This window comes from Hyphomonas sp., from assembly GCF_041398465.1.
Lineage (GTDB): Bacteria > Pseudomonadota > Alphaproteobacteria > Caulobacterales > Hyphomonadaceae > Hyphomonas.
The window spans coordinates 636,740-659,152 of sequence record NZ_JAWKUS010000001.1 but is presented as its reverse complement, the minus strand read 5'-3'; the positions used below and the strand labels follow the sequence as shown (position 1 = coordinate 659,152).

At 59.8% G+C, this 22,413-nt stretch carries 22 protein-coding genes; 18 read left to right on the top strand and 4 right to left on the bottom strand.

Features of this window, described 5'->3' with window-relative positions:
• Position 1 precedes the first annotated feature (1 nt).
• Entirely contained in the window at positions 2-1,588 is a 1,587-nt protein-coding gene (locus R3C98_RS03140; protein WP_371312660.1) for a long-chain-fatty-acid--CoA ligase, read from the top strand.
• A gap of 13 nt (positions 1,589-1,601) precedes the next feature.
• Entirely contained in the window at positions 1,602-3,140 is a 1,539-nt protein-coding gene (locus R3C98_RS03135) for a class I adenylate-forming enzyme family protein (protein ID WP_371312659.1), read from the top strand.
• 92 nt (positions 3,141-3,232) lie between these two features.
• Here R3C98_RS03135 and R3C98_RS03130 read toward each other — a convergent pair whose 3' ends face one another.
• Positions 3,233-5,647 (bottom strand): TonB-dependent receptor, encoded by a 2,415-nt coding sequence (locus R3C98_RS03130; protein WP_371312658.1) that lies wholly within the window; start codon positions 5,645-5,647, stop codon positions 3,233-3,235.
• A gap of 364 nt (positions 5,648-6,011) precedes the next feature.
• On the opposite strand from R3C98_RS03130, the gene R3C98_RS03125 reads away from it, so the two are divergent.
• On the top strand, positions 6,012-6,617 hold the full coding sequence (locus R3C98_RS03125; RefSeq protein ID WP_371312657.1) for a TetR/AcrR family transcriptional regulator: 606 nt from the start codon (positions 6,012-6,014) through the stop codon (positions 6,615-6,617).
• A 27-nt stretch (positions 6,618-6,644) separates the two neighbouring features.
• Positions 6,645-7,850: a CaiB/BaiF CoA transferase family protein gene (locus R3C98_RS03120; RefSeq protein WP_371312656.1), complete on the top strand. Its 1,206-nt coding sequence runs from the start codon at positions 6,645-6,647 to the stop codon at positions 7,848-7,850.
• A 15-nt stretch (positions 7,851-7,865) separates the two neighbouring features.
• Here R3C98_RS03120 and R3C98_RS03115 read toward each other — a convergent pair whose 3' ends face one another.
• Together R3C98_RS03115 and R3C98_RS03110 are read right to left on the bottom strand one after the other, a co-directional pair.
• Positions 7,866-9,017 (bottom strand): acyl-CoA dehydrogenase family protein, encoded by a 1,152-nt coding sequence (locus tag R3C98_RS03115; protein ID WP_371312655.1) that lies wholly within the window; start codon positions 9,015-9,017, stop codon positions 7,866-7,868.
• 11 nt (positions 9,018-9,028) lie between these two features.
• Positions 9,029-10,567: a class I adenylate-forming enzyme family protein gene (locus tag R3C98_RS03110; protein ID WP_371312654.1), complete on the bottom strand. Its 1,539-nt coding sequence runs from the start codon at positions 10,565-10,567 to the stop codon at positions 9,029-9,031.
• A 238-nt stretch (positions 10,568-10,805) separates the two neighbouring features.
• Here R3C98_RS03110 and R3C98_RS03105 point away from each other — a divergent pair, with 238 nt between their 5' ends.
• From R3C98_RS03105 to R3C98_RS03050, 12 genes are all read left to right on the top strand, one after another.
• Positions 10,806-11,330 (top strand): hypothetical protein, encoded by a 525-nt coding sequence (locus R3C98_RS03105; RefSeq protein ID WP_371312653.1) that lies wholly within the window; start codon positions 10,806-10,808, stop codon positions 11,328-11,330.
• A gap of 22 nt (positions 11,331-11,352) precedes the next feature.
• Entirely contained in the window at positions 11,353-11,700 is a 348-nt protein-coding gene (locus tag R3C98_RS03100) for a hypothetical protein (protein ID WP_371312652.1), read from the top strand.
• 7 nt (positions 11,701-11,707) lie between these two features.
• Positions 11,708-12,730, top strand: a complete 1,023-nt coding sequence (locus tag R3C98_RS03095; protein WP_371312651.1) for a phosphotransferase family protein — start codon at positions 11,708-11,710, stop codon at positions 12,728-12,730.
• A complete protein-coding gene (locus R3C98_RS03090; protein ID WP_371312650.1) occupies positions 12,723-13,079 on the top strand; it encodes a DUF6285 domain-containing protein in 357 nt (118 codons plus the stop codon). The genes R3C98_RS03095 and R3C98_RS03090 overlap by 8 nt, the downstream gene beginning before the upstream one ends.
• 234 nt (positions 13,080-13,313) lie before the next feature.
• Positions 13,314-13,736, top strand: coding sequence for a hypothetical protein (locus R3C98_RS03085; RefSeq protein ID WP_371312649.1), 423 nt, complete (start codon positions 13,314-13,316; stop codon positions 13,734-13,736).
• An 83-nt stretch (positions 13,737-13,819) separates the two neighbouring features.
• Positions 13,820-14,398 carry a DUF2244 domain-containing protein gene (locus R3C98_RS03080; RefSeq protein ID WP_371312648.1) on the top strand — a complete coding sequence of 193 codons (579 nt, stop codon included), beginning with the start codon at positions 13,820-13,822 and terminating at the stop codon, positions 14,396-14,398.
• 23 nt (positions 14,399-14,421) lie between these two features.
• Positions 14,422-16,566 (top strand): TonB-dependent receptor, encoded by a 2,145-nt coding sequence (locus R3C98_RS03075; RefSeq protein WP_371312647.1) that lies wholly within the window; start codon positions 14,422-14,424, stop codon positions 16,564-16,566.
• A 1-nt stretch (position 16,567) separates the two neighbouring features.
• Positions 16,568-17,323 (top strand): TonB family protein, encoded by a 756-nt coding sequence (locus R3C98_RS03070; protein WP_371312646.1) that lies wholly within the window; start codon positions 16,568-16,570, stop codon positions 17,321-17,323.
• 202 nt (positions 17,324-17,525) lie between these two features.
• Positions 17,526-18,011, top strand: a complete 486-nt coding sequence (locus tag R3C98_RS03065) for a hypothetical protein (protein WP_371312645.1) — start codon at positions 17,526-17,528, stop codon at positions 18,009-18,011.
• A gap of 60 nt (positions 18,012-18,071) precedes the next feature.
• On the top strand, positions 18,072-18,701 hold the full coding sequence (locus R3C98_RS03060; protein WP_371312644.1) for a phosphoribosylanthranilate isomerase: 630 nt from the start codon (positions 18,072-18,074) through the stop codon (positions 18,699-18,701).
• A gap of 4 nt (positions 18,702-18,705) precedes the next feature.
• Positions 18,706-19,917, top strand: a complete 1,212-nt coding sequence (gene trpB / locus R3C98_RS03055; RefSeq protein WP_371313329.1) for a tryptophan synthase subunit beta — start codon at positions 18,706-18,708, stop codon at positions 19,915-19,917.
• Positions 19,914-20,285, top strand: a complete 372-nt coding sequence (locus R3C98_RS03050; RefSeq protein ID WP_371312643.1) for a hypothetical protein — start codon at positions 19,914-19,916, stop codon at positions 20,283-20,285. The genes trpB and R3C98_RS03050 overlap by 4 nt, the downstream gene beginning before the upstream one ends.
• Positions 20,286-20,297: 12 nt before the next feature.
• Here the strand turns inward: R3C98_RS03050 and R3C98_RS03045 are convergent, their stop codons facing one another.
• Positions 20,298-21,092, bottom strand: a complete 795-nt coding sequence (locus R3C98_RS03045) for a TIGR02594 family protein (protein WP_371312642.1) — start codon at positions 21,090-21,092, stop codon at positions 20,298-20,300.
• 167 nt (positions 21,093-21,259) lie between these two features.
• Here R3C98_RS03045 and cutA point away from each other — a divergent pair, with 167 nt between their 5' ends.
• Both cutA and trpA read left to right on the top strand, forming a co-directional pair.
• Entirely contained in the window at positions 21,260-21,580 is a 321-nt protein-coding gene (gene cutA, locus R3C98_RS03040) for a divalent-cation tolerance protein CutA (protein WP_371312641.1), read from the top strand.
• On the top strand, positions 21,580-22,407 hold the full coding sequence (gene trpA, locus R3C98_RS03035) for a tryptophan synthase subunit alpha (RefSeq protein ID WP_371312640.1): 828 nt from the start codon (positions 21,580-21,582) through the stop codon (positions 22,405-22,407). The genes cutA and trpA overlap by 1 nt, the downstream gene beginning before the upstream one ends.
• The last annotated feature ends 6 nt before the right edge of the window (positions 22,408-22,413 follow it).

Sequence of the window (22,413 nt, the reverse complement as noted above, 5' to 3'; positions counted from 1 at the left end):
CATGGTATCCGAAGGCCGCAAGGTGCGGTCTCTTAAGGAGATCGCGGATCCGGAAATTCACTCACTCGCAGACTTTCCCAGGCGCCATGCGCTTGGGACGCCGGACAAGACAGCGATCGTCTACGAAGATACGTCGCTCACGTATCGTGAACTGAATGAGTTCAGTGACCGGATCGCTTATGCGCTCGGAAAGGCGGGCGTCGGGAAAGGGGACCGTGTCGCCTTCCTGGACAAGAACTCGGACGCCTTCTTTCCGATACTCTTTGGCACGTCGAAAGCCGGGGCGACGCTTGTTCCCGTGAACTTCCGTCTCGCGCCGAAAGAGGTGGCCTATATCCTGAGAGATAGCGGCGCTCAGCTGATCTTCGCTGGCGAAGAGTTTCTGGATATCATCTCTCAGGCCACGGCTGAGGCAGATGGACTGAAAACGGTCGTGGCAATTGATGCCGAAGAGGGGCTTGCCGGATGGGCGGGCGCTTCGCCTCAGCCGGGCGACCTGCCAGCCCCGCCGGTCCCCGAAGACACAGCTGTCCAGATGTACACAAGCGGCACGACCGGGCACCCGAAAGGGGTGGAGATCACGCATCACGCCATGGTGCGCGCGGCGATTGAAGGTTTGTCCGTGTGGCCGGCGATGTTCCGTCCTGATGCGGCGGTGCTTTGCACAATGCCGCTGTTTCATATTGCTGCCTGCAATCTGGGGCTGGCTGGCCTTTATGCTGGGGCACGCGCCGAAATCCTGCGCGCGGCGTCTGCTTCAGAAGTCATTCATCTGATTGCGGATCACAAGATCGCCGTAACTCCACTTCCGGCGGCGCTGATCCATGACATCATCCGGCTTTCGGATGTAGGTGACCTTGACCTCACCCATCTCGACACCTTGCTGATCGCAGGCTCCGGAATTCCGGTGGAGTTGCTGCGGGAAGCGCAGAGCGTCCTCAAATGCGGGTTCGCCTTGTCGTATGGTATGACCGAGTGCTGCGGTGGCTTGACCTATCTCGGCCCTGCTGACTGTACCTACGACGCCGGAACAAAGCTGAAGTCGGCTGGCAAGCCCTTGGGGGTGTCCCGGCTGAAAGTTGTCGGTCAGGATGGAGCGGAACTTCCCCCCGGTCAGATCGGTGAAATCCTGTGCCAGACAGACCGGGTGATGAAGTCATATTGGAACCGTCCGGAGGCGACCGCAGAGGCGTTGAAAGGCGGTTGGTATCACAGCGGGGATGCCGGCTATTTCGATGAAGAGGGGTATCTCTACATCGTGGACCGCATCAAGGACATGGTCATCAGCGGCGGGGAAAACATCTACCCCGTCGAGATCGAAAACGAGCTTATTCAGCATACCGATGTAGAAGATGTCGCCGTCATCGGTATCCCGGACTCAAAATGGGGAGAGAGTCTTCTCGCCTGTATTGTGCCGAAAGCCGGTAAGCAGCCCGACCCAACAGAACTCGAATCATTCCTGAGACCGCGACTGGCAGGATACAAAATTCCCCGGAAGTATACCTTTGTGGAGAACTTCCCCCGGAATGCCACCGGCAAGGTTCTGAAGCGGCAGATGCGGCTGGACTTTGCCGATCTGGCCAGTTGAAACGAGGTGCGCTGTGAGTTTTGAAATCACGCCTCCGCTGTTCCACGATTTTGTTCGCCTGAATGGCAAATGGTATCCGGACAAACCTGCGATTATCGACGAGGGCGGGACGCTCACCTGGGGTGAGCTTGACCGGCGTTCCAGTCAGGTCGCTAACGGGCTGCTCAAGCTTGGCATCGGCAAGGGGCAGGGCGTCGCGATCCTGATGTCGAATTGCGCCGAATATGTCGAAGTCATGTACGGCATCCTCAAGGCAGGCGCGGTCATTGTTCCGCTGAACCTCGCGGTGAATGAGGAAGGTCTCGTCCGCATGATCGAGGATTCCGGAGCGAGGGCGATCTTCTACACGCCGGATCAGTTCCGGAGATTTGAGGAACAGGCATTTTCCTCCGGTCGGCCGGAGGAGTTTGTGCTTGGCGAGGCGGGTGGCGCGGCGAGCGAGTTCCGAACCTGGAGAGACGGGCTGCCGGATAGTCAGCCCGTTGTGAACATCGGTGAGGATGATCCCTGCAATATCATCTACAGCTCCGGCACGACTGGACTGCCAAAAGGGATCAAGCATGTCTACCGGCGGCGCATTCAGTCCATGTATGAATTGTCGCTGGCGCACCGATACCACTTTGCAGCCGTTTCGATCTGTCCCATCGGGCTCTACTCCAACATCGCATGGGCGTCGCTCTTCTGTGCGCTGATCGTCGGCGGAACGTGCGTCGTACGGTCAAAGTTCGATGTCGAAGACTGGTTGGATTGCGTCGAACGGCATGGTGTGACGCATACGTTCATGGTGCCTATCCAGTTCCAGCGGGTTCTGGATGCGCCGGGCTTCCGGTCCGAACGTGTGTCGTCGCTTGAGGCAGTCATCTCTGGGGGTGCGCCACTGTTCGAAGAACTGAAGCGACGGATCGGCGATGAGTTCAAATGTGCCGTGATCGAGCTGTATGGACTGACTGAAGGCTTCATGACGACCCTGCAGCCGGAAGAGGCGGAAGGGCGCACGACTTCAGTCGGAAAGCCAGTACGTGGCAACGACTATATCCTCGTCGATGACGATGATTGCGTCGTGCCCTGGGGAGGGACAGGCGAAATCTGTGTTCGTTCCGTGCACTGGATGGTCGAATACCACAACCGTCCCGAAGCAACTGAAGAGATCAAGTATTTTGATCCGGACGGCACATTGTGGCTTCGGACGGGAGATATCGGTCGCACGGATGAAGCGGGATTCCTTTATATCACCGACCGGAAGAAAGACATGATCGTGTCCGGTGGCCAGAATATCTATCCGGTCGACATTGAGTCGGTGATGATCGGGCACCCTTCGGTATCGGAAGTGGCCGTCATCGGGGTGCCGGACGAAAAGTGGGGTGAAACGCCCATCGGTATCGTGGTGCCGAGGGAAGGGAACTCACCGGAGCAACTCACGGAAATTCTGGAATGGACGAATTCCCGCGTCGGCAAACGCCAGCGAATTGCCCGCGTCGAGTTTCGTGAAGACATGCCGCGTAATCCGAACGGAAAAATTCTCAAGCGACTACTTCGCGACGAGTACAAATGAGGCTGTTACGCCTTTTGGAATTCTTCGGGATACTTAAAAAAAGGCCGCTCCGGTTGGAGCGGCCTTTTCCTTTTGCTGGGCTTTAGGAGGAGCTACCAGCGCAAGGTTCCTTCGAGGAAAACCTTGCGGCCTTCCCCAAGTGACTGGAAGGAGGACAGAACCTGATAGGCATGCTGAATTGTCAGCTCGTCGGTCAGGTTGCGGCCGACCAGGGCGACTTCCCAGCGATCATCCGCTGAACCGATTGCCAGACGCGCATTCAGCTTGGTGAAGGCATCCTGGAAACCGGCGGGGTCAAAGTCCTGACGGACATAGTACTCGCTGGAATAGTAGCCATCGACCTTGGCATTGAAGACGAGGTTCGGCGTGATGTCTTTCGTCCAGGCCGCACCAATATTCAGCTCAACTTCCGGGGCGCGTTCAATCTGACGCCCGCTGAGATCGCCCTGTCCATCGACACAAGCCGGATCTTCCTGAGTTCCGTCCGATGCGATCGGGCACTGGGCATTCTTGAATTCGTCGAACTTTGCATCTGTGAAGGCAGCCGATGCGTTGATTGTCAGATTGTCCGTCGCCAGCCACTGGCCTTCCAGTTCAATCCCTTTCACTTCTGCCGAGGCAGCGTTGCCGATGATGAAGCGCGTGCCGTCATAGGACGAGGTCTGCATGTTATCGAACTTCATCAGGAAGGCGGCTGCGTTCAGGCTGACACGTCCATCAGCCAGGAACATCTTCGTGCCGACTTCATAATTGTCCGCGTCTTCGCCTTCGAAGTCGAAGACGCCGTTGCCTTCAGAAAGCGTGATGCCATTGTTCAACTCGGCCGCCGTCAAGGAAGAAACGCCGGCATATTTCGAGAGGAAGGCAGAGTCCTTGGACAGAAGGATTGTGCCAAGGGCATCGTCGTTGGCCTTCATGCCGCCCGCCTTCGAGCCCGTGGAGAATGCAGCATACATGCTGACATCATCGTTCATTTCGTAGAGCAGGCGGATGGACGGGTCTGTATTCGTGTCCGACCGGGACTCGTTGAAAATGAACTCGGGATTGCTGCGCAATGGCGCATTCGGATTGAACACCAGGTTGACCAGATCCGGCAGGTCCGCATGGCGGTTTTGAGCCCGGGCATCCTGATCTTCCTTGGTGTAGCGAAGATCACCGATCAGGCTCAGCTTGTCAGTGAGGTGCCATGTCAATTGTCCGTAGAGGGACACAGTGTCGTTTTCGCGATGGAATTCGCGGAGCGAGGAGACGGCCCCATCAATCTGATCGTACAGAAAGGAAGGTGCACCCACTGTTGCGTAGAAGCCCGGAGAATAGGGGCTGTACTGGAATGTATCGACTTCCGAATTGTGATACAGGGCGCCGACAATATACTCAAACGTATTGCCGGTGGGGGAGAGCAGACGAGCCTCGAAGGATTTCTGCTCATAATCATCACCAATGGATGTATTGAGCAGGAACTCCGGAACACCGTCGACATCGAGGTACCGTTCAGACTCCGTCTGCCAGTAATTGCCGATCAGCTCCAGCTTGTGCTCGCCGATCATCGATGAAAGCGATGTGGTGAAGGAGAGGGAATCCAGATCGTCATATTCCGGGACCGGAACGCCTGTCGCGGCATACCGCACCTGATCGGCATTGGTCTCGATATAGGCCGGATTGATCGGAGCGGTCGGAGACAGCAGTGCGCCTGCGGTGACCAGCTGATTGCGGCGGCCATCGACGGAGCTCGATCCGCCTTCGACTTTTGCGAACAGCATCGTGTCCGGCGTGATATCCCACTCAAGGCTTCCGCGAGCACCCCAGGAGTCTACGGAGTTGTCATCATTGCCTGTGAAGGGGTTCTTGACGTCGCCGTCGAGATTTTTCGTCTGGAAAGCCAGGCGACCGCGGACCGTATCAGATAGCGGCCCGGAAATGGCGCCGGATGTGCGGTAGCCGCCATCTTCCAGTTCGACACCTGCATTGGCATAGGCTTCGAACGTGTCTGTTGGCCGGGCGCTGGAGACCGTGATGGCCCCTGCGATCGTGCTCTTTCCGAACAGGGCGCCTTGAGGGCCGCGCGCGACTTCGACCGCGCCGACGTCCATCAGACCGGTTTCCAGACAGCTGGAGCGGCCGCAATAGACACCATCATTGAAGATACTGACAGAGGAATCGAATGCGATGTTGGTGACGCCAGAGCCAAGGCCGCGGATGCGGACAGCCCACGTCCCGAACGTTTTCTGGACCGTCAGGTTGGGGACGAAATTCTGAAGATCCGTCAGGTCGGCAACCTGATAGTCTGCAATGGTTTCGCCAGTCACGACGCCAATGGAAATTGGCGCGTCCTGCAAGGTTGTATCCCGCTTGGTGGATTGAACGATGACCGCTTGCAGGCGGCGGGCACCATCTTCATTGGTGGTTTCTTCCTGCGCATGTGCAGGGGATGCCAACGCGATCGCGACCGTTCCGAGGACGGCGCCAACGACAGCGCGGCTGGATGAGCTAAACAGCTTCTGTTTCATGGAATTTACCTCCCTCATCCCGGGCGAACCGGGGGTGCCGGCTTAGTCCGGTCACCAGAATTTTCTTGTAGCGAGCAACTTTTTCTAATGCCCACTAAAATACAAACCGAGGAACGAGATTTTGCAAGTGATATTGTAAAGATTATGGACTTTTTTTCTCGGCGTGATCCGACAGTCACACTCTGACGAGACTTGCTGCAACCTCTACGGACAAAGCTGTTCCCGCCCTCAAGCTTTTGTGCCTTGCTAAGAAATTCTAGAGCGTATTAAATAAACCAGTGGGGTCCCGGAAACGTAATGGGTGTCGGGACAGGAGGTGCGTGGCGTGCCTTCCGCGCGCAGGGAATATATCAAGGATATCAAAATGAACGCACCGGATAAATGGCACTTTGACCGGCAGCTTCGCCACCAGTTGAAACGCGACATGTTGTTGAAGGTCGCCGCCAGGTGTTTCAACGAAAAAGGTACGAGTGGTACGTCCCTCAAGGATGTGGCCCGGCAGCTTGGGATCACTGACGCGGCCGTCTACTACTATGTGAAAAACAAGGAAGAACTGATCTATCTCTGCTACAGCCGCGCGCTTGATATCGGCGGCGCAGCGCTCGACCGGGCGATTGAGGAAGGGCAGAGCGAGTTGGAGAAACTCCAACTGTATATCCGGTATCAGGTCGAAGCCGTTTGTGGCGACGAGGGGCCAGTGGCCATGCTGTCCGAAATCCCTGCCTTGTCCAAAGTGCACAAGGACGAGCTGTTGAAGCGCTCGCGGCAGCACACGCGGCGCATCACGGCAATTATCGATGCGGGTATCGAGGCCGGCGAGATGAAAGCGGACAATTCCGCAATGGTCAGCAATGCGATTCTCGGCGCCGTGAACTGGGTGCCGAAATGGTTCAGGCCGAGCGCTTCCAACAAGGGCGAGGAAGTCGCGGCCGTATTTGCAAAATCAATGACGATCGGCCTGAAGGCCTGATCGAGATACGGAAATGTAGAGGAACAAATGAGTACGACGGAGAAAGCACCGCAGGGGCCGCTGGCGGGTCTGCGTGTCCTGGAATTGGGCCAATTGATTGCTGGGCCATTCTGCGCACAGCTTTTCGGTGACATGGGCGCCGATGTCATCAAGGTCGAACCACCGGGGCAAGGCGATCCGCTGAGAACCTGGGGACGTACCGGTTACCCGCTTTTGTGGTCGGTTTGCGCGCGGAACAAGCGCTGCATCACAGCGAACCTGCGGGAGAAAGAGGGACAGGATATCATCCGCCAGCTGGTCCGGCAGGCCGATTTCATCGTTGAAAACTTCCGTCCGGGCACGATGGAAAAATGGGGGCTCGGTTATGAAGACCTGAAGAAGGAGAATCCCGGGATCATCATGATCCGCATCTCCGGCTATGGGCAGACCGGACCCTATGCAAAGCGGCCGGGATATGCCTCGGTGGGAGAGGCAATGGGCGGCGTCCGTTATCTGATGGGCGAACCCGACCGTAAACCTTCTCGCGCGGGGATTTCCCTTGGCGACACGCTGGCGGGGACATTTGCAACCGTGGGGGCGCTTGCAGCCCTACAGCATCGGAACAAAACCGGAGAAGGGCAGGTCGTCGATGCGGCGATCTATGAGTCCATCCTGGCGATCATGGAATCGCTCGTGCCGGAATACACGATCGAGAACTACACACGCGAACGCTCGGGGTCGTACCTGCCGGCGATTGCGCCATCGAACATCTATGACGGTTCGGACGGCATGGTGATCATCGCGGCCAACCAGGACACGGTTTTCTCGCGCCTCTGTGATGCGATGGGCAGGCCGGAGCTGAAAACCGACCCGCGATACGCGACCCATGTCGCGCGGGGAGAGAACCAGGTGGAACTCGACAATCTGATCAATGACTGGACCAAAGTCCGGACAATCGATGAGGTCGAAGCTGTCATGATCGAACACGCCGTGCCGGTCGGGAAAGTCTACCGCGCGCAGGAAATGCTGAACGATCCGCACTATGCCGCCCGGGAGGCGCTGGTCGACATGGCGAGCGAGCGATGGGGTACGATCAAGATGCAGAACGTATTCCCGAAACTGTCTTCAACACCCGGCTCAGTGCGCTGGAGCGGGCCGGAGACGCTCGGCGAGCATACCGAGCAGGTTCTGACGGAACTGCTCGACCTGACGCCGGAGCAGATCGAAAAACTTCGCAGCAGCGGAATCGTCTGATTGGAAGCGCGGACCTTAAAGGGTCCGCGCGATGATCAGCTTCATGACTTCCGAGGCGCCGCCATGGATCGTATCGATGCGCGAGTCCCGGAAGAGCTGGGCGATCGGATATTCATTCATATAGCCGTATCCGCCGAAAAGCTGCAGGCACCGGCTGATACCGGCCACTTCAGTCTCTGAGATCCACAGCTTGGCCATGGAGGCCGTCACGGCATCCAGTTCACCAGACAGGTGCTTCGTCGTGCACTGATCAATAAAGGCGCGCCCCACCGTTGCCTGTGTCTTGATGTCCGCCAGTGTGAACTGTGTGTTTTGCATGTCCATCAGCGTTTTGCCGAAGGCATTGCGTTCCTTTGTGTAGTCGATGGTCAGTTGCAGTGCGCGTTCGAGCATCGCAAGTCCCATGGCGGCGATGACGAGCCGCTCCTGCGGGAGCAGTTTCATCATCTGCTTGAAACCCTCACCGGGCACGCCGCCCAGCAGGTTTTCCTTCGGCACTCTGACGCCGGGGAAGAACAGCTCGGAGGTGTCCTGCGCATCCCGGCCGATCTTGTCGAGGTTCCGGCCGCGCTCGAAACCTTCGGCATCTCCCGGCACGACGATCAGGGAGACTCCCTTGGACCCGTCCCCGCCTGTGCGGCAGGCCACGACGACAAGGTCTGCCGTCTGACCGTTGGAGATGAAGGTCTTTTGTCCGTCGATCACCCATTCGTCACCGTCCAGCCGGGCGCGGGTACGCAGATTGGCAAGATCGGACCCGCCCGATGGCTCAGTCATGGCGATGGCAAGCACGGTGTCCCCGCTGACGACCCCAGGCAGCCAGGCTTCTTTCTGGGCTTCGGTCGCATAGGCGGACAGGTAAGGGGCCACAATCATGTTGTGGACCGCGACGCCCCAGCCTTCGAGGCCGCGCGCGCCCATCTCTTCGATCAGGATGCGCTCATGCCGGAAGTCGCCGCCGAGCCCGCCATAGGCTTCCGAAACGGATGCGCCGAGCATTCCGAACTCGCCCGCCTTCCGCCAGAGATCGCGTTCGACCACCTTGTCGGCATTCCACTGCGCCACCTTTTCGGGCGGGGCGTTCGCGTCGAGAAAGCGTGAAACGCTCTCGCGGAACATGGACAGGTCTTCGTCGGTAAATTGGCTCGCGCCGGTATGAAGGGTCATTCAAATCGCTTTCAGGCGTTGTTCGGGACAATTGAGTTGCGTAGGTCCTGCCGCAGGATCTTGCCTGTCGCATTGCGCGGCAATGTGCTGACCTCGAAAATCCGTGTCGGACATTTGTAATGCGCAAGTTGTTGGCGGCAGATCGAAAGCGTGGTTGCAGGGTCGAACGGCACCCCCTCCGCAGGCACGACCGCGGCGACAACCCGTTCGCCCCATTTGGGATCGGGAACGGAGAATACGGCGGCATCCGCAATGCCGGGCAGGCCCGACAGGACCTTCTCGACCTCGACCGGATAGACGTTCTCGCCGCCGGTGATGATCATGTCCTTCAACCGGTCCGTGACGGTCAGAAACCCGTCCGCATCGATGTGTCCGACATCGCCTGTGCTCAACCAGCCATCCGGGTCTGTGACAGGTGAGGCCGTGCCGTCAGGCGACCAGGTGACAGCGGCCGGGTAGGGCAGGCGCACGCGGATCTCTCCTGTCTCACCGGGCTGGACATCGGTTCCGTCCGCATCCGTGATGCGCAGGTTTACGCCCGGTCCTGCGGTCCCGGTCGCCTGGTTTTTCAACGGATCGGAACTACGGTGGGCAGACGGGGGCAGGTGCGTGATCGGCCCGACCGTTTCGGTCATGCCGTAAACCTGCGTGAACTCACAGCCGAAAGTCTCGAGGCAGGCTTTCAGGAGGGATGGTGCAATCGGGGAGGCGCCATAGCCGACCATTTTCAGCTGGCCCTTCGGGATCTGTCGCGTTTCGTTCTCTTTCAGCAAATCGGAGAGGATGGCCGGCACCCATTGTGCGTGGGTCGCGCCAAGCTGTTCCATCGCGTCGAACATGGATGCAGGTGTCGCGTGGGGCAGCTGGATCTGGGTCATCCCGCCCGCGAGGCCGTAAAGCGTCCAGGACCAGCCGGCTGTGTGAAACACAGGCGCGACGATCAACAGGCGTGCGTCTGGTGAAAATGCCAGCGTGTTCGGCGCGAACGTCATCCGGTCTGCGCTGTCATTCGTGTAGGCAAGCGCCTTGGGCTCGCCCGTCGTGCCGGACGTGAAGAAGAGGGTGGATATGTTGTCCGGTTCCGACAAGTCGATCGGAGCGGTGCTTGCACCCGAGACGAAAGCGCCCAGCCCTTCGCCTGTATCGACGCACCGGAACCGGCTGGGCACGGCCCCGGCAAACTCGGTGTCGCCAATGACCAGGGCAGGCTCGGTCCGGTCCAGAATTCGGACGAGTTCAGCGGGGGAGAGGCGCCAGTTGAGTCCAGTCAGGATAACGCCCGCCCGGCGCGCGGCCAGCAGCACAACTGGAAACACCAGACCATTCCGGCCCAGCCATGCAAGGCGGTCACCTTTGCGCAGACCGAACCGGTGGAGCGCATTCGCGAGTGTGTCCGCCTGAGTGTCCAGTTCCTGCCAGGTGAGGCTGGCCTGCAGGGTCATGACAGCCGGGGTATCCGCCTTTTCCCGGGCGAAATGCCTGACCTGTGAGGAGAGCGTAGCCTGTTCACCGACCGGCAGGATGCCGGTCCATTCGGAGTCAGTTGTCATGTCAGCCCGCCTGTTTTGCAGCGCTCGTTGCTTCGCTTTGCGGGCAGGTGAAACGAAAGCGGATGACCGGTTTACTCCGGTATTCCATCGGCGCGCTTTTCCGCGGGCACTTCCTCTTGCGCGTCCTCCCCGACGCTCCGGGAAATGTATAGGTCAGAAAAACATATTCGTCAAGTTTATTGACAAATTTCCGCGCCAACCTTATGCAGCGTCAAAACGATCAGGGAGGTGATTGAAAATGCTTGAATCCATTCGGATGTTTCTCAGCGAGTATTACATGCAGCTGAAGTTCATCCACCTCACAGCGGTAATGGTCTGGGTGTGGAGTACGTCCGTCGCCTATGCCTTTTACCTTGTCCCGGTATTCAAGGCGTGGCGCCGGAATCCGACCGATATGGAAATCGTCCGTTTCCGGAACTGGATCATGGAGCGTTTCGATGAGGGGGCTTCCTATGAGCATATTTCTTTTCCGATCGTCATGATCACAGGTCCGCTTCTGTTCTGGGCGGGTGGGTTCAATGCGCATGTCGGCTGGCTGATGCTGAAGCTCCTGATCGTTGCGGGCATCTTCATTCCCATCGAAGTGACCGACTATTACCTGGCTCATTTCGGCGGCGCCAAGCATCGCTTTCGCAAAGCGGGCGATGCGGTCGGGTATGAACGCGCGGTGCAGCGCCACTGGTGGTTCCTGCTGCTGTCCAGTCCGGCGATCATGGTGTCCGCAATGAGCGTTCTCTATCTCGCCATCACCAAACCATTCTGACCCGAAGGGGAGGGACCGTAACATGACCGACCAACCAAGCTCGATTGCCAGCGAAGAGATTGCCGCAAGTATTCCTTTCTCCGGAACGCCTGCGAAATACCTGAAAATCTGTATTTTCGGCAGCATCGGAATCCATGCCTATCTCTTCTTCGGATACTGGGCGATCAAGACTTTCCTCGCGCATGAGCCATGGCCGAATGGCTGGCTCGTTCTTGTGCTGACCATCGTATCGACGGTGTGGTTTGCCTGGTACAGCTATAGCTGGATCATGCGGCTCGACGCGCAATATGGCCGGGGGAGCGGATGGCTTCAGGAATCCACTTCCGTGAAGCTCCCCTGGGAAATGCCCCGCCCGAAGAAAAAGGGCTGAATTCGCGATGGTGGCTGTTCGCGAGCGAACCGGACTGGCGGACGCAATTGCAGAGGCCGCGCAAATAGCCGGCTTTGCAGGCGCAGAAATCGACGGTCTGAAACGCCTATCCGGAGGCGCCAGCAAGGAAAGCTGGGCGTTCACATTGCGCCAGACCGGTAAGCCGGACACGAACATGGTGCTGAGACGCCAGCCGGCTGAAAAGCGATTCACGCATACGGGCATCGAGTCCCTGAATGTGGAGGCTGCGCTGCTGCGGGCCCTGCATGGGCAGGGCGTTCCGGTGCCGGAAATGTTCTTCACCCTTCCTGATGGCTCTGAGGCAGGTGAAGGGTATGCCATGGCCCGGATCGACGGCGAGACGGTCGGCGTACGGATTCTGAAGTCACCGGATCTTGCGGAGGCCAGGCCGAAACTGGCTTTTCGGTGCGGTCAGATCCTCGCCGCGATTCATGCCGTGCCGCGCGCGGCACATCCGGCGCTCGGTGAATTGCCTCCGGGCGAAGCGTTGCAAAGCCTGCACCAGCGCCATCGCGACATCGGCCAATGCCGGCCCGTCTTCGACTATGCGCTCGCCTGGCTGGACCGGAATCTGCCGATGCACGAGCCGACCTGTCTCGTGCATGGCGACTTCCGGAATGGAAACCTCGTGATCGGACCGGACGGGGTACGCGCCGTGCTGGATTGGGAACTGGCGCATATCGGCGCGCCTGTGTCGGATCTGGCCTGGCTTTGCGTCACCAGCTGGCGCTTCCAGAATCCATCCCTGCCTGCAGGCGGTTTTGGTACGCGGGAACAGTTGCTGGCAGGATATGCTGACGGCGGAGGAGGGCATGTCCGCCCGGAGAGCCTGCATGCCTGGGAAGTCTTCCAGACGCTCAATTGGGGCCTGATGTGCGCGGAAGCGGGCCGGAACTTCATGCAGGGTGTGCGGACGGTGGAAGGCGCCATGATTGCCCGGCGCGCGTCCGAGACGGAATTCGATCTCCTGCAGTTGCTGCAACCCGATCACGAGGCCTGGCATGCTTGACCAACCTTCTGCAGACTTGATCCTGGAACAGGTCGCCGGTGCACTCCGTGAGGGAATTCCCGCGGGTTTCCAGCAACGGGTGGCATCAAACGCCGTAGAGCTTGCCCGGCGCGAACGCCGGCTTGAGGAAGATTTCGAGGATCTCGAACGAAAGCGGCTCGTTGCGCTACTCGGGGAAGGCGGCTCGCTTGCCGCACTCAATCAGGCGCTGTCCCGACAGATAGGGTCCGGCAAAGCATGTCTGGAGCAGGACGCGCTGGTGCGGCACCTGATCATGACAACGATCGAGAAAATGAGGGTCGACCAGCCGAATTATCCTGCCTTCCGTGCGGTCATGGAGGCAGGCTGAGCGGCAGGCGACTTTTTCCATGGCAGGCTTCCAGTCTATGCCTTGCGAAAGCGACTTGGTACTTAAGGCACCGACTGAAGGTATCGCCTGTGGTGAATATGATCGCGTTTCGGCACGCCATAGTCCGATATGGTCATGCCATGGTCCGGATCGGTCCGGTATAATCAGCCTTCGACCTGTGGCTGCATGACACAGTTGTCATCTTCACAAATTTGTGAGCAATTCCAACCCAGTATGTGGTACCGATCGAACCGCTCCCGTGTCATGTCGCTGCTCAGCGCGTTTGCGCTGATGGCTATGGTCGTGCGCGGTCTGGTTCCGGCGGGCTACATGCTGGCTGCGCCTGCCGCGCCGGGTGACCTTGTCAGCATTGTCATCTGTCATGGCGACGGAACGGGCGGTACGCAGGCCCTTCTGGACCTGAAGAACGGCAAGATCGTCGATCCGGAAGAACTGCCAGGCCAGGCCGACGACGGCAAGAACCAGGCGTGTCCCTACGCCATGTCAGCGCATTTCGCGCCGCCGGAAGCCTCCGGGAAACTGGCAGAGCCTGTTGAGGCGCCCGCGCAGTTCCTGACGAATTTTGACTATATTGTCCCCGGCCGCGGCCTTGCTGCGCCGCCTCCGCCGGCACGCGGACCGCCCCTCAGCATCTGATTTCCCTCGCGCACGCATGTCTGCGGATGTGCGTGTTGGTGCGTCTGGCCCTGCCTTACGCGTCCGAAATCGGATGAATTTCAATGTCTAACAATGTGATTGCAGCCCGCAACAGGCTGCAGGTCCCCCAGAACGGAGACCGTGAAATACACCGGCTGACTCCCGGTGAAGACAATGGACGGATCTGGCTGGATGCCGTCATCACGCCGAACGTGTCCCTCAACAATCGCGTGGCGCTGACCCTGGCGGCATCCCTGATCCTGCCGGGAAGCCTGATCTGTCTGGCAACAGCCTGGATGGGGGCCTGGATGGTCACCCCGCTCGTCTTCCTGTCGGAGGTCGCCCTCGGCGCGATGATCCTCTGGCATGCGCAGACACTCAGCCAATACCGCCAGCGCATCTGTCTGACCGACAAGACCCTGATTGTCGAAACACGGAACCGGAACGCGGTCGCTGTGACCAGGTCGGAAATCCCTCCGCACTGGCTGTGCATCAACCGTGTCAACAATACCGACCGCGCCTGTGATGCCGTGCTGCTGCGGGCAGGGACCCGGCACGTGGAAGTCGGCTCCGTCCTGTCTCCTCCCGAACGCGCTTCGCTGGCCGATGCCATCGAAGCCGCTCTCCAGAATCGCCGCCGCGGCCAATCGCTGGCGGCCTGACCTCTCTCAAGAAAGCAACGAACATGAAACGTACACTTCTTTGCAGCACTGCCGCTGCACTTCTCGGTTCCGCCGGCTTTGCGCTCCCCGCGGCCGCACAGACCGCCACGGAACTTCCGCCCATTGAAGCGCAGGACGCAGGTCCAGCTTCGGAGGGCGTCGCCGCCGGCAGCGCGACAGAAGTCACGGGGACCGGTATCGAAGCAGGCCTCGCGACCTCTTCGGATTCGCTGCAACTGATCTCCCGCGCGCCGGGTGTGGCACTGCAGTCGAATGGTGGGATCGCCTCTCTGCCCGTGCTTCGGGGACTCGCAGACGATAGGGTCGGCGTCCTGATCGACGGCCAGCAGGCCACGAACTATTGCCCGAACCACATGAACCCCGTTTCCTCCTATATCGACGCCTCGCGCGTGGAGCGGGTGGTCGTGACGCCGACCTTGTCTCCGGTCAGCATGGGCGGCGACAATATTGCCGGCATCATCTCCATCGAGTCCCGGGCACCGGAATTCTCCGATGGCGGTGTCGAAGTCTTTGGTGAAGTCGGGGCGACCTATCGCAGCGTTTCGAACGGGATCGGAGCATCCTTGCAGGCCAATGCAGCTGGCGAGAAAGTCAGCGCCCGCTACGAAGCCAGCTGGAACAAGGCCGACAATTACAAGTCCGGCTCGGGGGACGAAGTGCGCTCCTCGCTTTACCAGAACTATGACCAGTCACTGCTGCTGGCGGCGCGCCCTGCAGACGATGTGTTGCTCTGGGCCCGGATCAGTCAGCAAGGCGTGCCCTATGAGGGCTTCGTGAACCAGCGTATGGACCTCACCGACAACAAGAGCAACAGCGTGCAGGTGCATGGTGAAGGGCCGGTCGGTACCGGCATCCTGATGGCGGAAGCGTCCTGGCGTAACGTCGACCATGAAATGAACTTCCTTTCCGACAAGGGCGGAGCGGCGACCGGCGGGATGCCGATGATTACGGAAGGGGAGGACACCTCGCTCAAGGTCTCCTACGACACACCGGTGGAAGGCGTTGGTCAGGTCCGGCTTGGCGCGGAAATGTTCCGCGCCTCGATGGACGATTACTGGCCGGCCGTTCCGGGCAGCATGATGATGTCGCCGCTTGATTATGTGAACATCAATGACGGCGAGCGGAACCGGACAGGCGTGTGGGGCGAGTGGGAAGCCAATCCCGCGCCTGATTGGTCGACGCTTTTCGGGCTGCGCTATGAAAAGGTCGAAATGGATACCGGAGAGGTTCAGCCTTATTCCTGGACCAGCATGATGAGCATGCCGGATGCCATGGCGGCCATGGCCTTCAATGCGGCCGACCGCGCCCGCGAGGATGACAATATCGACGTCACCGCCAAAGCGACCTGGCGGCCGAGTGACTCGGTGGCGGTCGAATTCGGCGCTGCGCAGAAAACCCGCTCGCCTAACCTCTACGAACGTTACGCATGGGGCCGCGGGTCCATGTCCAGCTCCATGACCAACATGACCGGCGATGGCGCTGGCTATGTCGGCGATATCGACCTTGAACCGGAAGTCGCACGCAGCCTGGCAGCCACGCTCGACTGGTCGGACGGTATCGAAGAGGGCCGTGTACTGCGGATCTCTGGTTGGGCCAGCTATGTCGAAGACTATATCGATGCTGACCGGATAGGCACACTGCGCGACGGCTTGCCGATGCTCCAGTTCGCAAATCACGAGGCGGAACTCTACGGGATGGAAGCCACCGGGGCGATGCCGCTCTGGCAGACAGGCTATGGCGACACGCGTCTCTCCGGCACGGTCAGCTGGGCCAAGGGTGAGAACAAGGACACGGGCGACAATCTCTACAATATCGCCCCGCTTCAGGGCCTGTTCGCGCTTGAAAATGTGAAAGGTGTCTGGACGCAGGCGCTTGAGCTGGAACTCGTCGATGAGAAGGATGACATCAGCGCAGTGCGTCAGGAACTCCGGACGCCGGGTTATGTCCTGATCCACTTGCGGGCCGGCGGGGAGATCGGCCGTGTCCGCTTTGCTGCCGCCATCGAAAACCTGCTCGATCAGGACTACGACCTCCCGCTCGGCGGGATCGCGTTTGGTGACTATAAATATGGCGGGCGGGTCGACCCGTTCCATCAGGTCGCCGGCCCGGGCCGGTCGTTCAATCTCAGCGTCAACGTCGCTTTCTGACATGCTGCGGAGGATCCTCACCTCCAGCTATATGGCGGGCGTGGCTCTGGCTGCGGCCGCCCATGGCGGTTTGCTGGCAGGTGTCTTCCTGCTGGCGCCCGCCGGGCCGTCGGGGCTTGGCCCGAAAGATGATGTGTTTCTCGTGACGCTCATCGAAGAACCGGTGACGGAGCAGGTGCCCGAACCAGTGCCGCCGGCAGATGAGGCTTCGCCTGTCGCGCCTGAGAAGCAGGACGTTCCGGAGATCCCAGTTGCCGAAGTCCAGCCCGCGCCAACTTCGGTGCCGGAGCCGGTAGAAACGAAAGATGAGATACCGGTCCTTCCGGTATCTGACTCGGCCCCTGAACCGGCAATGAGCGAGCAAGACCCCGGTCCGGCTTTCCTCACCCTTGCTTCAGATACCCCGCAGCAATCGGCAGAACCGAAACCGGTCGTGGAACAGACCGCCTCCTCCGGCGCGGCATCGCTCAGCGGGGATGGCATAGCAATGCGGAATGCCTATCTGCGGGATGTCAGGCTGCAGCTCGCCCGGCATGCCCCGCGTGGCGTGCGGGGCGCCGGTAATTGCGAGGTTGAATTCCGCCTGTCCCGAACGGGGGAGGTCATTTTCGTCGGGATACAGACCAGCAGCGGCAGCCGGCTGTATGACCGCCGGTGCCTGAAGTCCGTAACCTCCGCAGTGCCATTTCCCGAGGCGCCCGAGGGCGCTGTCGAGGCAGACCTTCGTTTCACTATCGTGATGCAGCAGAAGCGCTGACCGAACGCGCTGTCTTACTGAAAAGCTAAGAAAAATATGCAGCCAGCCATCCGTTGCCGGACAAATGGGCAGATGTGGCCTACATTTTGCCCAAGTACATGTGTTGGTAAATGTACGCCTTAATCAGGCATGTCTTTTAATTAATTTTAACGCTTGTGATGGATGGTCACAATCGTTAGCCAAAACGTGTCCCGTATTAACCATGATGTTCAAGGTTCTGCCGACCTCCCTCTGTTTCCTCGCGGCTTGCGCTGTCGCGTCCCTGCCTGCGCGCGCGGATGTGCTGCTGTCCTCGGCCTCGGTCGAGAAAGTGGTCTCGATGGAATATGAGGACGGATCGACGGAGACGGAATACGTGCCGACGGAAGCGGTCGAGCCAGGCGAAGAGCTCGCTTATGTGGTCAGCTTCCGCAATGATGGTGCCCAACCTGCTGACAGCGTTGTGATGACCATTCCGGTGCCGGAAGACATGGTCTATGTCGACGACTCGGTGATTGCCGACAATGCGGCCGTGGATTTCTCGGTTGATGGCGGAAAATCCTTCGCGCCGCGCGATGACCTGTTTATCGAAGATGGCGAAGATATCCGCATGGCCTCCGCCGACGAGATCACGCATGTGCGCTGGACCTTCGCGCGGATGACGCCCGGCGAGGAAGGCATGCTGGCCTTCCATGCGATCCTGAACTGAACCTACCCCTCAGGTGAGCTGCATTGACCGGTGCGCCCGCCCTGGCGTAACGCCGGTGCCATGACTCGTGTAAAGATCTGCGGCCTCAAGGATCCGGACCTCGTACGCCTTTGCGCGGCGGAGGGGGCGGACTGGATCGGCTTTGTCTTTGTCGAGGCGAGCCCGCGCTATGTGACTCCGGAAGCCGCGGAGACATTGCTGCTGGGTGTGGGCCGGTCGGTACCGGTGGCTTTGCTGGTCGATGCTGATGACGCCCTCATCGACCGGGTAACCGCAACGGGCATCCGCGTGCTCCAGCTCCACGGGCAGGAAACGCCGGACCGTGTTGCCGAAATCGCCAGGCGAACCGGATGTGAAGTCTGGAAGGCAATTGGTGTGGAAACGGCGGCGGACCTTGCCGGGGCGGAAGTTTACAGTGCTGCGGACCGGCTGCTGATCGATGCAAAGCCTCCGAAGGATGCTGACCGTACGGGCGGGCATGGCCAAGCCTTTGACTGGTCCATCCTGAAGGGCTGGACCGCGCCGAAGCCGTGGATTCTGGCCGGGGGGCTCACCCCTGAGAACGTAACCGAAGCAATTGCTGCGACAGGTGCGCCAGCGGTCGACGTCTCCTCTGGCGTGGAGCGGCTGCGGGGGCTAAAGGACAAGGAGCTGGTGCGGGCGTTCCTCCGCGCCGCCAAAGAGGTCTGAAGTGATGGACGTAAGAAATACCTGGGACCAGTGGCCGGACGTGAATGGCCGTTTCGGTGAGTTCGGCGGACGCTATGTCGCCGAAACGCTGATGCCGCTGATCCTGGATCTCGAAGCCGAATACCGCAGGGCGCAGAAAGACCCTGAATTCAAGGCCGAGATGGACGACCTCTGGACCCATTATGTCGGCCGCCCGTCGCCGCTCTATTTCGCCGAGCGCCTGACCGAGCATTTCGGCGGCGCGAAGATCTACTTCAAACGCGACGAGCTGAACCATACCGGCGCGCACAAGATCAATAACTGCCTCGGCCAGGTGCTGCTCGCCCGGCGTATGGGCAAAACGCGCATCATCGCGGAGACGGGGGCCGGCCAGCATGGTGTGGCGACGGCGACGATCTGCGCGCGCTTCGGCCTCGAATGCGTCGTCTTCATGGGCGAGACCGATGTCGAACGCCAGAAGCCGAACGTCTTCCGCATGCGCTTGTTGGGTGCCAAGATCGTGCCGGTCTCTTCCGGCACGGGCACGCTGAAAGACGCAATGAACGAGGCCCTGCGCGACTGGGTCACGAACGTCGACAACACTTTCTACTGCATCGGCACCGTGGCCGGGCCTCATCCGTACCCGGAACTGGTGCGCGACTTCCAGTCGATCATCGGCAAGGAAGCCCGCGAACAGATCCTCGAGCGGGAAGGGCGCCTGCCGGATGTCGTCATGGCGTGCATCGGCGGTGGGTCCAATGCCATCGGCTTGTTCCATCCTTTCCTGGAAGACGAAAGCGTCCGCATGATCGGCGTCGAGGCGGCGGGCCACGGTATCGAGACAGGCGAGCATGCGGCGGCCCTCAATGGCGGTCGGCCGGGCATTCTGCACGGAAACCGCACCTATCTGCTGCAGACCGATGACGGCCAGATCCTCGATGCGCACTCGATCTCTGCCGGGCTTGACTATCCGGGCATCGGGCCGGAGCACGCCTTCCTGCGCGACAGCGGCCGGGCCGAATACCTGTCGACCACGGACCAGGAAGCGCTGGACGCATTCCAGCTCTGCACCAAGCTCGAAGGCATCATCCCGGCGCTTGAGCCATCCCACGCGCTCGCCCGCGTCGGGAAAGTGGCGCAGGAACTCGGGCCGGAGGGCCTGATCGTGCTGAACATGTGCGGCCGCGGCGACAAGGACGTCTTCTCTGTCGCCAAATATCTTGGAGTGGACATGTGAGGCTGGCCCTGTCCCTTATCCTTGTTCCCATGCTTGCCGCCTGTGTGCCAACGACGAAGTATAGTTACGTCCCGCTGACGCAGCAGAATTTCGAAGCGGCGCAGAATGGCGACCGGATCCCGCTTGTTGCGGACGAGACAGCCTTTTGCTTCGCGGACGGTCGCACGGAATTTGTCCGCGATGCCGTTTGGACCGAACAGGGCATTTGCGGGAATGAGTCCGGCATGACGGGTGACGAATATAACGAATGCTTCGGCTGGGATGAAATCGCGGGTGTAGGCATTCCCTATGAAGGGCGCTCCATGTCCGTTGTGCCGATGGCGGCCGTGCAGATCGGCGAATGCGATCCGGAGGCATTGGACGAGTGACGAAACCTGTCCTCAGGCTTCGTTGATGGAAACGCTCCCACCACGATTTGCAGTCACCACATGTGGGCCCTTGAACGCATAAGTTGATGGCCAACGATATCCCAACAGGCGCTTCTTATCGAGGCGAGCAATGGAAATGCGGTTCCCCTGATTGCCGCCAAGGATGTGGAGATATTTCTTGTCCTCGGAAACATAGAAGCCGACATGGCCATAGAGGCCATCCGGATCACCCCGATAGAACACCGCGATAGCGCCCGGTGCAGGCTGGTCGATCTGCTTGCCGAATTTCAACCAGTTTCGAGCGAGATAAGGGTTTTTGGGCAGGGGTTCGCGCGCAAGGGCGATAGAAATACAGGTCTCGACGAAATCACCACACCACGGAATCTTTGACGGGTCTCCAACGCTGCGACCTCCGAACCTCAGCCAACTGAACAGGGAGGCATTGTCGAACTTCTCGTGCAGCAGCATTTTGTCCCAACCAACATCGATCCACGGCGCGTCGTGCGGGGGGGTAGGTGGCGGCTTGCCGTTGAACAATGTTTGCAGCATGTCGGGCTCGAAAAGCGACAGCGTTGCGCCGACAGGGTTTGCGAATCCGGCCGCCAGACGGAAGGCCCGTAGGGCGCTTTCTGTCTTGGGACCCGACAAGCCGTCTATTGGGCCGGGATCAAATCCGGCTTTGGCCAAAGCTTCCTGAATGCTCCTGATTGTGGGGGCCACTTCGGCGATTGCCGCGACACGTTTCGGTGTGCCGGAAGGTGTCGCTCTTGTCGTATGCAGGGCGTTGTTGGCCGGTGTGTTCGCCATCTTCCATGTCTCCCCACCTGCGCACGCAGAAAATGCCGCGGTTGCTGCCGCAAGTTGCCAAATGCGGGAGAGGGACGCAACAATTTCCGGTATGCAGATTCCTTTCCACTGGACGTACCGGCCGTATGGTAGTGACAGTCGAGACCAGCCCGATTAGGAACAACGCCGTGACCGACCTTCTTCTCATCCGTATCACTTGCCCGTCGCAGCGGGTCGCCGAGGACATCGGCGATGCGGCCGTCGAGCACAAGCTGGCGGCCTGCGCGAATCTGGAAGGTCCGGTCTCGTCCACCTATCGCTGGAAAGGCGTGGTGGAGCAGGCGTTCGAATACATTCTCTGGCTCAAGGCGCCGAAGGCGAACTGGGACAGGATCGAGGCGCTCGTCCTTACCCATCACCCTTATGATGTCCCGGCCATGGTGGCGCTGCCTTGCCTTGAAGCGCACGAGCCCTATGCCGCCTGGGTCCACGAAAACACGGAAAACTGATGCCGACGGAACGTATCACCGCTGCCTTCGACCGCGCGAAGGCGGACAAGCGCGCAGTCCTTGTCTCTTATCTCATGGCCGGCGATCCGGATCTCGAGACGAGCTATGAGGCGCTTTGCGCGCTTCGCGACAATGGCGCCGACATTATCGAGCTCGGCGCGCCGTTCACCGATCCGATGGCCGACGGACCGGCGATCCAGCGGGCAGGCCTGCGTGCACTGGCAGCGAAGACGAAGCTGACGGACGTTCTGGCGCTCATCACCCGCTTCCGCGAAAGCGACCAGACGACACCGATCATCATCATGGGCTATGCCAATCCGGTCCATTCCATGGGCTATGGCGAATTTGCCGAAGCCGCTCACAAGGCCGGTGTCGATGGAACGATCATCGTGGACTTGCCGCCGGAAGAAGACGGGCCTCTGCGGGAAGAATACGCCAAATATGGCCTCTCGGTGATCCGCCTTGCCACGCCGACGACGCATGAAGCGCGCATGAAAAAGGTGGCTGAAGGCGCTTCCGGATTTCTGTATTTTGTCTCTGTGACCGGTGTGACTGGGGCCGGAAGTGCCGATCCTGCAGCAATTGCTGCGAATATCGACATGGCGCGCCGGGTGTCCGGATTGCCAGTTTGTGTTGGATTTGGTGTAAAAACCGGTGCACAGGCTGCGGAAATGGCTAAAATCGCCGATGGGGTTGTCGTAGGCAGTGCTTTCGTGGAGCATGCCGAGGCGGCTCACGAATCAGGGGATCTGGCCCGCGCACCCCAGGGAATGGGGGCTTTGGCCAAGGAACTGAGCAACGCGATCGCAGGGGTCGCAAAGCCGTAGTGGCTG

Bases quoted from the DNA above. Each gene is read 5' to 3' on its own strand.
- R3C98_RS03060 (WP_371312644.1), top strand. From the start codon at position 18,072: ATGACTCGTGTAAAGATCTGCGGCCTCAAGGATCCGGACCTCGTACGC.
- R3C98_RS03115 (WP_371312655.1), bottom strand. From the start codon at position 9,017: ATGACCCTTCATACCGGCGCGAGCCAATTTACCGACGAAGACCTGTCC.
- R3C98_RS03125 (WP_371312657.1), top strand. From the start codon at position 6,012: ATGAACGCACCGGATAAATGGCACTTTGACCGGCAGCTTCGCCACCAG.
- trpB (WP_371313329.1), top strand. From the start codon at position 18,706: ATGGACGTAAGAAATACCTGGGACCAGTGGCCGGACGTGAATGGCCGT.
- R3C98_RS03105 (WP_371312653.1), top strand. From the start codon at position 10,806: ATGCTTGAATCCATTCGGATGTTTCTCAGCGAGTATTACATGCAGCTG.
- R3C98_RS03080 (WP_371312648.1), top strand. From the start codon at position 13,820: ATGTCTAACAATGTGATTGCAGCCCGCAACAGGCTGCAGGTCCCCCAG.
- R3C98_RS03130 (WP_371312658.1), bottom strand. From the start codon at position 5,647: ATGAAACAGAAGCTGTTTAGCTCATCCAGCCGCGCTGTCGTTGGCGCC.
- R3C98_RS03085 (WP_371312649.1), top strand. From the start codon at position 13,314: ATGTGGTACCGATCGAACCGCTCCCGTGTCATGTCGCTGCTCAGCGCG.
- R3C98_RS03095 (WP_371312651.1), top strand. From the start codon at position 11,708: ATGGTGGCTGTTCGCGAGCGAACCGGACTGGCGGACGCAATTGCAGAG.
- R3C98_RS03110 (WP_371312654.1), bottom strand. From the start codon at position 10,567: ATGACAACTGACTCCGAATGGACCGGCATCCTGCCGGTCGGTGAACAG.
- R3C98_RS03120 (WP_371312656.1), top strand. From the start codon at position 6,645: ATGAGTACGACGGAGAAAGCACCGCAGGGGCCGCTGGCGGGTCTGCGT.
- R3C98_RS03090 (WP_371312650.1), top strand. From the start codon at position 12,723: ATGCTTGACCAACCTTCTGCAGACTTGATCCTGGAACAGGTCGCCGGT.
- R3C98_RS03140 (WP_371312660.1), top strand. From the start codon at position 2: ATGGTATCCGAAGGCCGCAAGGTGCGGTCTCTTAAGGAGATCGCGGAT.
- trpA (WP_371312640.1), top strand. From the start codon at position 21,580: ATGCCGACGGAACGTATCACCGCTGCCTTCGACCGCGCGAAGGCGGAC.
- R3C98_RS03075 (WP_371312647.1), top strand. From the start codon at position 14,422: ATGAAACGTACACTTCTTTGCAGCACTGCCGCTGCACTTCTCGGTTCC.
- R3C98_RS03070 (WP_371312646.1), top strand. From the start codon at position 16,568: ATGCTGCGGAGGATCCTCACCTCCAGCTATATGGCGGGCGTGGCTCTG.
- R3C98_RS03100 (WP_371312652.1), top strand. From the start codon at position 11,353: ATGACCGACCAACCAAGCTCGATTGCCAGCGAAGAGATTGCCGCAAGT.
- R3C98_RS03065 (WP_371312645.1), top strand. From the start codon at position 17,526: ATGATGTTCAAGGTTCTGCCGACCTCCCTCTGTTTCCTCGCGGCTTGC.
- R3C98_RS03045 (WP_371312642.1), bottom strand. From the start codon at position 21,092: ATGGCGAACACACCGGCCAACAACGCCCTGCATACGACAAGAGCGACA.